9 protein-coding genes are annotated in these 14454 nt (G+C 52.0%); 3 read left to right on the plus strand and 6 right to left on the minus strand.

The annotated features are described in order from the left end of the window. Positions 1-63: 63 nt before the first annotated feature. From JI741_RS18855 to recQ, 4 genes are all read right to left on the minus strand, one after another. Positions 64-543 (minus strand): gliding motility lipoprotein GldH, encoded by a 480-nt coding sequence (locus JI741_RS18855; protein ID WP_202012527.1) that lies wholly within the window; start codon positions 541-543, stop codon positions 64-66. Then, positions 540-2114 carry a PSP1 domain-containing protein gene (locus tag JI741_RS18860; protein WP_202012529.1) on the minus strand — a complete coding sequence of 525 codons (1575 nt, stop codon included), beginning with the start codon at positions 2112-2114 and terminating at the stop codon, positions 540-542. The genes JI741_RS18855 and JI741_RS18860 overlap by 4 nt, the downstream gene beginning before the upstream one ends. Positions 2115-2208: 94 nt before the next feature. Beyond that, entirely contained in the window at positions 2209-3495 is a 1287-nt protein-coding gene (gene purD / locus JI741_RS18865) for a phosphoribosylamine--glycine ligase (protein WP_202012531.1), read from the minus strand. A gap of 111 nt (positions 3496-3606) precedes the next feature. Next, on the minus strand, positions 3607-5796 hold the full coding sequence (recQ, locus tag JI741_RS18870; RefSeq protein ID WP_202012770.1) for a DNA helicase RecQ: 2190 nt from the start codon (positions 5794-5796) through the stop codon (positions 3607-3609). Between the two features lie 72 nt (positions 5797-5868). Between recQ and JI741_RS18875 the strand changes: the two genes are divergently transcribed. Then, complete coding sequence (locus JI741_RS18875; RefSeq protein ID WP_202012533.1) at positions 5869-6837, plus strand: KpsF/GutQ family sugar-phosphate isomerase; 969 nt, start codon at positions 5869-5871, stop codon at positions 6835-6837. A 74-nt stretch (positions 6838-6911) separates the two neighbouring features. Further along, the gene (locus JI741_RS18880; RefSeq protein WP_202012535.1) at positions 6912-7988 is read left to right on the plus strand and encodes a mannose-1-phosphate guanylyltransferase; all 1077 of its coding nucleotides are present in this window, start codon (positions 6912-6914) and stop codon (positions 7986-7988) included. A gap of 81 nt (positions 7989-8069) precedes the next feature. Here JI741_RS18880 and JI741_RS18885 read toward each other — a convergent pair whose 3' ends face one another. After that, entirely contained in the window at positions 8070-9578 is a 1509-nt protein-coding gene (locus JI741_RS18885; RefSeq protein WP_202012537.1) for a M28 family peptidase, read from the minus strand. 321 nt (positions 9579-9899) lie between these two features. On the opposite strand from JI741_RS18885, the gene gcvP reads away from it, so the two are divergent. Next, positions 9900-12791, plus strand: coding sequence for an aminomethyl-transferring glycine dehydrogenase (gene gcvP / locus JI741_RS18890; RefSeq protein ID WP_202012539.1), 2892 nt, complete (start codon positions 9900-9902; stop codon positions 12789-12791). Between the two features lie 80 nt (positions 12792-12871). Here gcvP and JI741_RS18895 read toward each other — a convergent pair whose 3' ends face one another. After that, positions 12872-14437 (minus strand): GAF domain-containing protein, encoded by a 1566-nt coding sequence (locus JI741_RS18895; protein ID WP_202012541.1) that lies wholly within the window; start codon positions 14435-14437, stop codon positions 12872-12874. Positions 14438-14454: the final 17 nt, after the last annotated feature.

Consider the following 14454-nt stretch of genomic DNA (forward strand, 5'->3'; position numbering starts at 1 on the left):
GGTTCCTCAGGTTGTAAACATTAGACCCCAGCAGGCGAATGCCTTTTGAGCGGTGTGAATCTTTTATTGGGCTTCTGCTTTCTCCACCCGAAGGCCCACGGCCGAAATACCCTGCAAAGTATCCATGCGCATGAACTGCTCGAAGGTGACGGCATATTTACCGGGATTTTTAAACTGAAAATCCTTCAGCATGATGAAGCGGTGGTCATACAAATCGCCAAGGCCACTTTTGCCAAAGGGCTTTCCTGATTTGGAGTCGAACAGAAATTCGCTCATCAGATTTTTCTCAATCTCTTTTCCGGTAGAGTCCTGTAGCGAGTAGGTATAGAACAGGCGTGCGTAGGGATACGACACCGTGTTCCGGATGTTGCCGTAGAGATTATATTTCTGTTGAACGTTCACGATCTCGAACTCGAAGCGCGGTTTCTCGCCCACGACCCATTGCCGTTCGTTGAAGTCTGTATACTGTTCGTACTCGCGCGTGTTGTCTCCGCATGCCGTAATGACAAGCGCAACGATGCTTGCTAAAAGCCAAATTCTCATGTTGGATTTCCGGGGTTGCCGGCGTCATTGCCGGGTTTAGGATTACGGTTACCACCGTCGGGGCGTGGTGCGCCGCCCGCGTTGTCGCCACCGCGCCGCCGGTCGCGTCCACGGCGATTGCCTCCGCCACGATTGCCGCCACCGCGGTTTCCGCCTTCGCCTCCCCCGCCTTCATTGCGGGGTGCTCCGTCGCCGCCGGGGTTTCCTCCACCGCGTGGTGGATTGTTTCCTCTGCGTTGCTCGCCACCGCGGTTTCCACCTTCGCCGCCACCGCCTTCGTTGCGGGGTGCTCCGTCGCCGCCAGGATTTCCTCCACCGCGTGGTGGATTGTTTCCTCTGCGTTGCTCACCGCCGGGGTTGCCTTCCCCGCGCGGCGCCCCGCCGGGATTGTTTCCTCTGCGAGGTTGGTCGCCACTGCCTTCAGGGCGTGGTGCTCCGGGGTTGTTGCTGCGTCGTGGCTGATCGCCTGCGCCTTCCGGCCGCGGGGTGCGTGGTCCGCCCTGGTTAGCACGGGGCGCGTTTTGATTGGGGGTGCCGCCTTCGCTGCTGCCTCCGCCACTTCTTTTTTTCTTGCGTTTTTTGGTCTTGCCTTTAAACTTCTGGTCCATGCGGGCCAGGTCGCTGTTGAGCGTAGCCACCGGTATTTTTTCGGCCACCACATCCAGGTCAAGACTCGCAGGCTTGCGCCCCTCGCGGTTCATGCTAAGGATTTGATTAACACGGTCAATGTTCAGGGGATACCAGGTGTTTTCTTCGGTGAAACCAAACCACATAATCTTGCGGAAGATGTCGGTTTTCTGAAGTGTAGCTTCTCCTTTTTCGGTCAGCAGGGGGCCTTCAATTTTTGGGATGTCTTCCAACGCATCCATGTAAGTCTCCAACTCGTAGTTGAGACAGCATTTCAGGCGTCCGCATTGGCCCGACAGCTTGCTGGGGTTGAGGGAAAGATTCTGATAGCGTGCGGCGCTAGTGGCCACGTTCTTGAAATCGCTGAGCCAGGTGGCGCAGCAAAGTTCACGTCCACACACACCAATACCGCCCAGGCGTCCGGCTTCCTGACGCAGGCTGATCTGACGCATCTCTACGCGGATCTTAAATTCGCCTGCCAACAGTTTTATGAGTTCACGGAAATCGACGCGATCGTCGGCCGAATAGAAAAATGTGGCCTTGATGTTGTCGGCCTGATATTCAATGTCCGACAGCTTCATCTCCAGCTTCAGGTCGCGGATGATTTCGCGTGTCCGGTAGAGCGTGGGAAGCTCGCGTTTTTTTACGTCTTCAAATTTCTCGAGGTCTTTCTGGTGGGCGAGGCGATAGATTTTTTTTATCTCGCCGTCGTTGGCCACTTTCTTTTTCTGCATCTGGAGGCGCACCAATTCACCTTGCATAGACACGTGGCCAATATGGTGACCGTTGGGCACTTCCACCACCACGGCATCGCCGGTGGTGAGCTGAAGTTTTTCCGTGTTCCGGTGAAACTCCTTGCGGCCGTTTTTGAAACGTACTTCTACAACGTTGAATTTATCTTCACCCGGCATCTCCATGTTGGCGAGCCAGTCGAACACGTTCATTTTATTACATCCACCTGTGCCGCACGCACCGTTATTTTTGCATCCGGAGACAGCTCCACCTTTTGTTGATCCACATGAGCATCCCATCGTTGCGTTATCCTTTATAGTTCATTAGGTCCTGTCCAATATCTTTCCGGTAATACAAACCGTCCCATTGGATCTGGGCAGCGGTCTGGTAGGCTTGTTCGCGCGCTTCGTTGAGCGAGTTGCCTTTTCCGGAAACGGCCAGCACACGGCCGCCGTCTGTTAATACTCCTTCGCCATGTTTTTTTGTTCCGGCGTGGAACACAAGCGCCTTCCCTCCTTTCTCCAGCCCTTGAATCACCTTGCCTTTTTCATAGTCGCCGGGATATCCTCCCGACACCAACGCTATGGTCACGGCATAATGTTCGTCGATCTCGATCTTTTTGTCTTTCATTTCGCCTTTGGCCGAGGCCACCAGCAGCTCCACAAAATCGCTCTTGATGCGGGGCATCACCGCCTGGGTTTCGGGGTCGCCCATGCGCGCGTTGTATTCAATCACAAACGGGTTGCCGCCCACGTTCATGATGCCTACAAATATAAATCCTTTATAGTCTATGCCTTCGCGATTCAGTCCGGCAATGGTGGGTTTCACCACTTCTTCTTCGATGCGTTTCATGAAGGCTGCATCGGCAAACACCACAGGCGAAACTGCACCCATGCCGCCCGTGTTGGGGCCGAGGTCGCCATCGCCGATGCGTTTATAGTCTTTCGCTTCGGGCAAGATCACATAGTCTTTGCCGTCGGTCAGCACAAACACCGAGAGTTCGATGCCGTTCAAAAATTCTTCGATAAGCACTTTGGCGCTGGCCTGGCCAAACCGTTTGTTGATGAGCATTTCTTTCACCACGGCTTTAGCTTCGCCCTGGCTGAGGCTGATGATCACGCCCTTGCCGGCAGCAAGACCGTCGGCTTTGAGCACAATGGGAGGTTTGCAGCTGGAGATGTAGTCGAATGCCTGGTTCAGGTCGGACGCAATGAAGGTGCGCGCCTTGGCTGTGGGGATTGAATGACGGAGCATGAACTGCTTGGAGAAGTCCTTGCTGCCTTCGAGTTGGGCGCCGAGCTTGCCCGGCCCCACCATCAATATAGACGCGAGCGCCTTTTCGCTCTCAAAATAGTCGCGGATGCCTTTCACGAGTGGTCCTTCGGGGCCCACCACCACCAAACCGATGGCGTTGTCCTGGCAAAACTTGCCCAAGCCTTCAAAGTCGTCGACGTCGATCTCTACGTTTTCAGCAACGGAAGCCGTGCCGGCGTTTCCCGGGGCGACGAAAATCTTTTCGCAAAGGGGGCTTTGGCGGATTTTCCAGGCGAGCGCGTGTTCTCGTCCTCCATTACCAATCACCAGTATATTCATGAATTCGATTTCGGTTGAATGCCAAAGATAACCGCGAATTCTTTGAAATAAAAAGGGAATAAAAAACCTTCCGGAGGTTAACTCCGGAAGGTCAGTCTATATGGGAAGGCATTAATTGGCGTATTCCGACATGAATTTGATGCGCATCATCCGCACTTCCTCTTCCGAATAGTCGGACATGGAGTCGTCGTTGAGGGCCTGATCGAGGTCGTCGGTTTCGGCATTCATGAAATAGTCGTGGATGTCGTCCTGCTTGTGTGCGTCGATCACCTGGTCGATATAGTAGTTCAGGTTGAGCTTCGTTCCCGAATAACAGATGTTCTCAATTTCCGTCAGCAGGTCTTCGAACGAGAGGCGAGCCTTCTCGGCAATCTCTTCGAGATCAACCTTGCGGTCGATCTGTTGAATGATGAGAATCTTTGTTTTCGATTTGTTGACCGACGATTTGATGACCACTTCGTTGGCGGTTTCAATCTCGTTTTCGTCAACATATTTCTGAATCACTTCCAGAAACTCTTCGCCGAACTTATTCACCTTGCCCATGCCCACACCGTTCACCTGCGCGAGGTCGTCTTTGGTGGTTGGATAGGTGGTGGCCATTTCCTCCAGGGAAGGATCCTGGAAGATGACATAAGGCGGAAGATTTTTGTCTTTCGCGATCTTCTTGCGGAGCGTCTTCAGGATCTCGAACAGCTTCACGTCGTAGGCCTTCGTGTTCACGGGGCCTTTGTCGGCCGACTCTTCTTCTTCGTCCACTTCGGTGGTGAAGTCGTGGTCGCGGGCCAGTTCGATGGCGTGTGGTTTCTTCAGGAATTTCTCGCCCCTATCGGAAAGCCTCAGCGCGCCGATGTTGTCGATGTCTTTTTCAAGGTATTGATAAATGAGCGTTTGACGGATCACCGACTTCCAATAGTCAGCATCTTCTTCATTGCCCTTGCCATAGACGGCGAGGTCGAAGTGACCATAGCTCTTCACGTATTCGTCTTCCACGCCGCGGATCACGTTGACCAGGTGATTGAGGCCAAAGCGTTCGTTGGTTTGTTTCACGGCTTGCAGCACGATGCGCACGGCATCGGTTCCGTCGAAGCGTTCGCGGGGATGCACGCAGTTGTCGCACATGCCACAGTTTTCTTGTGTATACTCTTCGCCAAAGTAGTGCAGCAGTTGTCTTCTGCGACACACGGGCGACTCGGCATAATATTCCATTTCCTGCAATAGGATGCGTGCGTTCTCACGCTCTTGCACAGGTTTGTCTTTGTTGAATTTTTCCAGCTTGTTCAAGTCGTTGTGACTGTAGAACATGAGGCAGAGGCCTTCAAGACCGTCGCGACCACCGCGACCGGTTTCCTGGTAGTAGCCTTCGAGCGACTTGGGCACATCATAGTGCACCACAAACCGAACATCGGGTTTGTCGATGCCCATGCCAAAGGCGATGGTGGCCACGATGATGTCTACTTCTTCGTTGAGGAAGTCGTCTTGGTTCTTCATGCGCACGTCGGGATCGAGACCGGCGTGATAGGGAGCTGCTTTGAAGCCGTTGACGTTGAGCAGTTGTGCGATCTCTTCCACCTTCTTGCGGCTGAGGCAATAGATCACACCGGACTTGCCTTTGTGATCTTTCAGGAATTTGATGAGTTGCTTCTTGGTCTCTTTCTTGGGACGGACTTCGTAGTATAGGTTCTTGCGATTGAAGGAAGAGATGAACACATCGGCTTCTTCCATCTGCAAGTTCTTCTGAATGTCGAGTTGAACTTTGGGCGTGGCGGTGGCCGTGAGTGCGATGACCGGCATGTCGCCGAGGTTTTGAATCATCGTCTTGATTTTTCTGTATTCGGGGCGGAAGTCGTGACCCCATTCGGAGATACAGTGTGCTTCATCGATGGCGACGAAGGCTACGTTCACTTTCTTGAGGAACTCGATGGTCTCTTCTTTGTTGAGCGACTCGGGTGCAACGTAGAGCAACTTCACGTTGCCGTTCATGCAGTCCTTCTTCAGTCGTGTGATCTCTCCTTTGCTGAGTGTTGAGTTGAGGAAGCGGGCGTTCACGCCGTAGGCGTTCATTTGGTCCACCTGGTTTTTCATGAGCGCGATGAGCGGCGAAATCACGATGGCCAATCCTTCTCTCACCATGGCGGGCAGCTGGTAGCACAGTGACTTGCCAGCGCCGGTGGGCATAATTACGAATGTATTCTTTCCCTCCAGCAAGTTTCGTATGATCGTTTCCTGATTTCCGCGAAACTGGCTGTATCCGAATATTTCTTTTAATCTTTCTTTAAGTGCATCTTTCTCTTCGACCAACATCATATCATCATCTTGATAAGAACCTAAAATTGTATCTTTGTCCATATAGACAAAGCTAACTTTGAAAAGGAATTGAATTTAGTAAAAAATATCAAAAAAATTGCACGAGATGTATTAATAAATGAATCTCTAGCAATCCAACAACTTGCCACTTTTGTTGATGATAACTTCGAAGCTTGCGTCAAAGAAATTTATTCGGCGAAAGGTCGAGTTGTCATTACAGGCATTGGCAAAAGTGCCATTGTAGCCAATAAAATTGTTGCTACACTGAACTCTACGGGAACACCTGCACTCTTCATGCACGCGGCGGATGCGATACATGGTGATCTGGGAATGATTCAACCCGAAGATATTGTGATTGGTATCTCCAAGAGTGGCAACACACCGGAGATCAAAGTGCTGATCCCGCTTATCAAACGAAGAGGAGCAAAGCTTGTTGCCTTAGTGAGCAATGTTAATTCGTCGTTGGCACAACAAGCCGATTTCGTTTTGAATGCAACGATTGCAGAAGAAGCCTGTCCAAATAATCTCGCGCCCACCACCAGTACCACAGCACACATGGCACTGGGCGACGCGCTTGCCATCTGCCTGCTGGAGCTCCGGGATTTTACGAGTCGCGACTTTGCCGAATATCATCCGGGCGGTTCGTTGGGCAAGCAGCTCTACTTAAAAGTGTCTGACATTTATGTGCACAACGCCTTGCCGCTGGTGAGTCCGCAAACGTCATTGAAGGACGTAATCATGGAAATCTCCTCCAAAAGGCTCGGTTGCACCGCCGTGGTGGACCACGACAAAACACTGTTGGGCATCATCACCGATGGCGATCTGCGGCGCATGCTGGAGAAAAGTGTGTCGCTTGCGGACATTGTGGCGGAAGATATCATGACACGCACGCCCAAGAAAATTGAAAAAGATGAATTTGCTACGAAAGCCTTACATCAGATGCAAGAGGGCGGTATTACGCAACTCGCGGTGATGGACGGTAAAAAAATCGCCGGATTTGTGCACCTTCACGACCTCCTGAAAGAGGGAATTGTTTAAAATTCACAAAAAGACTTTCAAAAGATTCTGCGACTAGCGTCTTTTGCGAAACCTAATACATCTGTTTTAACTAAATGAACAAAAATCTATTTGTAGTGCTCATGGCTGGCGGCGTGGGTGTACGCTTCTGGCCCTACAGCCGAAATTCCAGACCCAAACAATTCTTAGATGTACTGGGAACAGGAAAGACTCTTCTGCAGTCCACTTTCGACCGCTTTGTGTCGCTTTGCCCCGTGGAGAACATCTACGTGGTGACGCACGAGGAGCACGCGGCGCTGGTGCAGGAACAACTGCCGCAATTGAGCGACGACCAGATCCTGGCAGAGCCCATGCGGAAGAATACTGCCGCTTGCATCGCCTATGCCAGCTATAAGATCGCGTTGAAAAATGAGGATGCCATCATCGTGGTCACTCCCTCCGACCACCTGATCATGATGGAAGAAGAGTTTCAGGACGTGATCAAGAAAGCTGCCGATGCGGCCAAAGGTCAGGACCGCCTCATGACGCTCGGCATCACACCCACGCGCCCCGAGACCGGCTATGGCTACATTCAATATCACACAGAAAAGAATTTTGCCAAGAAGGTGAAGACCTTCACTGAGAAACCCGAGTTGTCGCTGGCCAAGAAGTTTTTGGAGAGCGGCGACTTTGTGTGGAACTCGGGTGTGTTCATCTGGGGAGCGAAAGCCATCACCAGTGCCTTCCACCAATACCTTCCCGAAATGGCCGAAGTGTTTGACGAGATCAAACCCAAGCTGGGCACGGCCGAAGAGAAGGAAGCCATCCTGGGAGCTTACTCACAATGCAAGAATGTTTCGATCGACTACGGCATCATGGAGAAGGCCACCAATGTGTTTGTCTGCCTCGGCAACTTCACATGGTCTGACCTGGGCTCGTGGGCTTCAATACACGAGATCTCACCAAAGGACGAGAACAACAACGTGATCAGCGCCAACGCGCAAACCTACGACACGCGCAATTGTATCATCAAAGGCTCGCCCGAGAAACTGATTGTGGTGCAAGGGTTGAATGGATACCTCGTGGGTGAATTCGGGAACGTGATCATCGTCTGCGAAAAAGATCGCGAAGAACAATTCCGCAAATTCGTGAACGACCTCAAGACAAAGCCCAACGCACAGGACTATATCTGATTTTAAATCATCGCATAAAAAATGCTCTCCCGGTTTCGACCAGGAGAGCATTTTTGTTTTGTAAGGATTGCTATCCTCTTCTTATTTCTTGTCGGGCCGGATTCTGTTTTCCCGATTAACAAGTTCCCACGCCGTGAAGAAAATTGTCTGCACGCGTTTGGTCAACAAATCAAATTCAATCTTGTCTACTTCGTCGCTGGGTTGGTGATAGTCTTCGTGGATGCCGTCGAAGTAGAAGATGACGGGGATGTTGTTCTTGGCGAAGTTCCAGTGATCCGAACGATAGTAGAGTCGGTCGGGGTGATTCACGTCGTTGTAGGTGTAGTCGAACACAAGGTTGTTGTAGGCCTTGTTGGTTGCTTCACTCACTTCATTCAGTTCGGTGGAGAGTTTGTCGGCGCCGATCACGTAGAGATAGGGCGGACTGTTTTTATGTTGCGCATCGCGGCGGCCGATCATGTCGATGTTGAGGTCTACCACCGTGTTGGAGAAAGGAATGATGGGATGACGCGTGTAGTAGTCGGAGCCAAACAAACCTTCTTCTTCGCCTGTCACGGTCATGAAGAGCATGCTGCGTTTGGGGCCGTGGCCTTCTTTTTTCGCTTGTGCAAAAACTCTGGCCAGCTCCATCACCGCCACGGTGCCGGAGCCGTCGTCGTCGGCGCCGTTGTTCACGCGGTCGTTGCCGGTTTTTGTGAGGCCGATGTGATCGAAGTGGGCGGTCACAAAAATCACTTCATCTTTCAGTTCGGTTCCTTCCAAGAAGCCCAACACGTTTTCCGACTTCACCACTTCCACATCGGTGGTCACCTTGAAGGTGATCTCGGCAGGCTTGATTTTCTTTAGTGCATTTTTCTCGGGTGCCGCGGCAGCAGCCTTCTTCAACTTGTCGATGCTGGTGCCAAAGAATTTTTCCACCACCAAAGGCGACACGATGAACAAGCCCGACTTCCTGCTCTCTTCGGCCGAAGGCTTGCTGAGTGTAAGGCTTCCCTTGCTGAAGTTTTTGAATTGATTGGAAAGGCCTTCGAAGTCTTCCTTTGTTTTCGAATTGCTGACCACGATCACTTTGGCGCCCTTAGCACGCGCCAGGCTCACGCCGCGGTTGCCCGTGAGCCACCCGCTGTCGGTGAACAGGAACACGGCCTTGTCTTTCACATCAACCTGGTTAAAGTCTGCCTCGGTGGCATTTCCCACAAACACGATGGGCATCGCCACTTCGCCGCCGCTGTTGCCCAGGCCATAGTGTGCTATCTCCTTGAAGTTATCGAACCGTGTGTTGCCCACTTTCAGATAGGTCTCTCCCGGCTTGGTGGTGTAGAGCTCCATTTGTTGCAGGTAGCCTCCATTCACTGGCCCTGCCAACCCAATGTTTTCGAAATGTGCCTGGATGAACGCGGCGGCCATCTTCTGCCCGCGCTTGCCGGTTTCGCGGCCCTCCATAAAATCGGATGCCAAAATGGCGAGGTTCTCTTTGAGATCGGCCGTGCTGATGGCTTTACCAAACCGCTGAGCAACCGAATCCTGCCCCCACACCGTGAAACTCTGGAACGCCAGCCAAAACAACACCACCCCTGAGATTTTCTTCATTCTTGTATACATTAAGATTAAACGAACCTTCAAGATGCTTCCGTTTCCCGAAATCACCAATGCCCCGATCAACTTTAATTGAGATGACTAAGGAAAGGGCCTCAGAACAAACCGTTGTTGTTCGTGGTACTTGTTTTTCTTTTATCTCAGGGCCTCTTTCGAGGGGTGCCTACTGTTAATTGTGTGAATACTCAATTACCTTTGCGAAAGCCAGAAGTCACGATCTGCGCGCGATGGGATGCGGACGGCCGCACATCGCGAAAAAGAAGGCCGACCCTGGACTTGAAAACCTCATTAACCTGTTGAAAATCAATTATCAAAATGAAAATAGATTCGCAGTATACAGAAAAGTTTGAAGGGCGGCACATTGGACCGGATGCGCGCCAGGTGGAAGAAATGTTGAAGGTTATCAACGCCGCTTCTATCGACGCCCTGATCGATCAAACCGTGCCGTCGAACATCCGTTTGAAAAAACCGCTGGCACTGGCGCCGGCCAAATCTGAATACCAATTTTTGCAGGAGTTCAAGAAGATCGCTGCACAAAATAAAATCTACAAGTCATTCATCGGCATGGGGTACTACAATACCATCACGCCCGGTGTGATTCTGCGCAACATCCTGGAGAACCCGGGATGGTATACCGCCTACACACCCTATCAGGCCGAAATTGCACAAGGCCGCCTGGAAGCGCTGATCAACTATCAAACCATGATCATCGACCTCACGGGCATGCAGATCGCCAACGCGTCGCTGCTCGACGAAGGCACCGCCGCCGCCGAAGCCATGCACCTCATGCTGGCCTCGCGCAAAGCGTCGCGCAAAAACGCCCATCGCTTCTTTGTCGACCAACATACCTTCCCCCAAACCATCGACGTGCTGAAGACACGTGCCACGCCCATTGGTGTTGAGCTGGTTGTGGGTGACGTAAGTACGCTGGACATCACCGATCCTTCGTTGTTTGCTGTCTATATCCAGAATCCTGGCGATGGTGGTGCAGTGAAAGACTACACGTCGTTTATCCAGTCGGCACACGAGAAAGACATTTTTGTGGTGGTCGGTTCTGATTTGATGAGCCTGTTGCTGATGAAGTCGCCCGGCGAAATGGGTGCTGATGTAGTGGTGGGTTCAAGCCAGCGTTTTGGTGTGCCCATGGGCTTTGGTGGTCCGCACGCGGCGTTCTTTGCTACCAAAGATGAATTTAAACGCCAGATGCCCGGTCGTATCATCGGAGCGTCTATTGATGCGTCGGGAAATCCCGGCTATCGCATGGCACTGCAAACCCGCGAGCAACACATTCGCCGCGAGAAAGCCACATCCAACATCTGCACCGCGCAGGTGTTGTTGTCGGTAATGGCAGGCATGTATGCGGTGTATCATGGTCCCGAAGGCCTGCGCAAAATTGCTGGTCGCATTCACGGGCTCACCAAGTCGCTCGACTCAGGCTTGAAAGCACTGGGTGTTAAACAAGAGAATGAAAATTTCTTCGATACTTTAAAGATATCGTCTACCAACATCGCTGCCGTGCGCAAAGAAGCCGAGCAACGCGAGTTCAACTTCCGCTACTTCAGCGACAATCACATCGGCATCTCGTTCGATGAAACGTCGACACCGGAAGATGTTCACACCATCCTCGAAATTTTCGCTGCCGCACAAGCCGGCAAAGCCGCCAAGGTTTCCATCAACGGACAAGAGATGAACTGGCCCGCGTCGCTCATCCGCAAATCTGCATACCTCAGCCATCCCGTGTTCAACACGCATCACTCCGAACACGAGATGTTGCGCTACATCAAACGTCTGGAGAACAAGGATCTTTCTATGGTTCACTCCATGATCTCACTGGGTTCGTGCACCATGAAACTGAACGCCACCGCCGAAATGATTCCTGTGACGTGGCCCGAGCTTGGCAACATTCACCCGTTTGCTCCCGTCGATCAAACGCTGGGATACCAGCACATGATTGGCAGCCTCGAAAATTCACTGAAAGAAATCACAGGTTTCACCGGTGTTTCACTGCAACCCAATAGCGGCGCGCAAGGTGAGTATGCCGGCCTCATGGTGATCCGCGCCTACCACATGGATCGCGGCGAAGGACACCGTAACATCTCCCTTATTCCCGCTTCTGCACACGGCACCAACCCTGCCAGCGCCGTGATGGCGGGTATGGATGTGGTTGTGGTGAAGTCGGACGAGGAAGGAAAGATCGACGTGGCCGATCTGAAAGCAAAAGCCGAACAATACAAAAACAACCTGTCGTGTCTCATGGTGACCTATCCTTCCACACACGGTGTGTTTGAAGAAGCCATCACCGATATCTGCGAAACCATTCACAAAAATGGCGGTCTCGTGTATATGGACGGCGCCAACATGAACGCACAAGTAGGACTGACCTCGCCGGCCAATATTGGCGCCGATGTGTGTCACCTTAACCTTCACAAAACATTTTGCATTCCGCACGGCGGCGGCGGCCCTGGCATGGGGCCTATCTGCTGCAACGATAAACTGAAATCTTATTTGCCCGGCCATGCCGTGGTGAAGACCGGTGGCGACAAAGCCATTCCCGCAGTGTCGGCCGCTCCCTGGGGAAGTGCCAGCATTCTCACCATCTCCTATGCCTACATCGCGATGATGGGTGGCGAAGGGTTGACGAATGCTACGAAGTATGCCATCCTCAATGCAAACTATATCAAGGAACGTCTGTCAGGCCAATACAAAATTTTATATACCGGATCGAAAGGCCGTTGCGCCCACGAAATGATTGTGGACTGCCGCGATTTCAAGAAAGCCGGTATCGAAGTGGAAGACATCGCGAAGCGTTTGATGGACTATGGTTTCCACGCGCCCACCGTGTCGTTCCCTGTGGCTGGCACGTTGATGATAGAGCCTACGGAAAGCGAGCCGAAGGAAGAACTGGATCGTTTTGTGGAAGCGCTCATCCAGATCCGTCAGGAAATTCGCGAAGTGGAAGAAGGCAAAGCCGACAAAGACAACAACGTGTTGAAGCATGCGCCACACACCGCCGCCGTGATCACGGCCGATGCATGGACCAGACCCTATAGCCGCCAGAAAGCAGCTTACCCGCTGCCGTATGTGAAGGAAGCAAAATTCTGGCCCAGCGTGAGCCGTGTCGACAACGCCTATGGCGATCGCAACCTGGTTTGCAGCTGCTTGCCCATGGAAGAGTATGAAAAGAAAACTGAAGAAGTTGGAGCGTAGTCTTCAACCGCATTCATAAAATTGAAAAGAGACCGGTCGTGAAGGCCGGTCTCTTTTTTTATGCTCGATATTGTTTCGAATCAATTGTTGGAAAGTTCTCCAACCATGCGCTTTTGCATTTCGCGTTCCTTGCGCACCAGTTCTTCCTGCGTGGCCTGGAGCTCTTCCATGTTTTGACGCATCTCTTCTTCGCGCTGGCGCATTTGCTCTTCGGTGATCTTGGCCTGCTCCAGCAGGTGCTTCATCTTGGAGGTGTTCTGCGAGCTGAGAATGGCCGATGCCAAAAACTCGCCGGCCTTTTTCAAAAACAGAATGTGGTGTTCTTCGAAATCGCGAAACGACGCAAGTTCCAAAATGGCCACGGTGGTGACATCATACTTCAACGGAACAATGACCAGGTGGCGGGGTGTGGCGTCGCCTAGCCCGGAAGTGATGGAGGTGTAGCCTTGCGGAATTTCTTTCAGCTGAATGGTGTCGCCTTCCAGGAAAGCCTGCCCCACAAGACCGTTGCCGATGTCGATGCGTTTTTCGATCCATTTCTTTTTGTCGAAGGCAAAGCAGGCTTTCAGTTCGAGGTAGGTATCGCCTTCTTCGCCTTCAATCACAAACAGGCTGCCTTGCTGGGCGTTGAGATATTTCACGAGGTAAGACACGCACTTTTCGGCCAGCAGGGTGTTGTCGTGCTGGTGGTTGCGCACCATTTCCGAAAACGTGGCGAGGCCTTCGTTCATCCAGTTGCGTTTTTCGTCTTCCACTTTCAGTTTCTTCAGTTGCTCGCGCATTTGCAACAGGTTGCCGGCCAGGGTGTCGGTGTTGAGGGATGCGTTGCTTTCTGTGAGTCCATCCCAGTTCACCTCATAGTTTCCCTTTGTCATGTTTTTGATGAAGTCTGAGGCCATGCGCACGTTTCGGATAGAGGAATCGTTGATGGCTTCGGCAGAGGTGTCGGTTCGTTCGCCTGTGTTGAACACATACTTTCGATCGTTTTCCTCCACTTCCATCAGCAGCTTGTGCCGGGCTTCGCGTTCTTTTCTGACGCGCTTCACAAACAACACGAGGATGGGCAACGCCAGCAGCACAATGGTGAGCTGCAACACCAGGTTGTTGCGCATGGCAGCATTGTAGTCGGCTATGGCTTTTTGATTTAATTCATTTTCGAACGCCAGCAGCGGACGCGAGAAGGCATCATACTTTTTCCACACATCATACCCTTTGTCTTGCTTCAACATGTCGACAAATGTGGTCATGCTGTCGACGCGGGCGTGCTCTACCATTTGTTTGCTGAACGCGATGTAGCTGTCCACTTCTTTCTTCAGGTCGTTCAATGCGCCGAGGTCGTCATAGGCTTGCTTCTTTAACAGCGAGTCCAGCTGGTGAAATATTCCGGCGTTAGAAACGGTTGCCTCGTTGTAGGGGCGCAACAAACTTTCTTCCTTCACCAGGGCAAACCCGCGCACGCCAAGGTCGAGGCCGTGCATGATGTTGCTGAGAATTTGCTGCGTGCGCTGCGTGACCAGCTCGGTTTGTTTTTGCAGAGCAGTGTTCTGTTGAATGATGTAGTGGTTGCGGATGGCGAAGATGGTGCTGGCGGCCAGGGCCAATCCGATAATGATGACAACGCCGTTGTCGGTAAAGAATTTTCTCATAGGTATTCGCAACGATA

The sequence above is a fragment of the Chryseolinea lacunae genome (assembly GCF_016735595.1).
In the GTDB taxonomy this organism is placed as follows: Bacteria; Bacteroidota; Bacteroidia; order Cytophagales; family Cyclobacteriaceae; genus Chryseolinea; species Chryseolinea lacunae.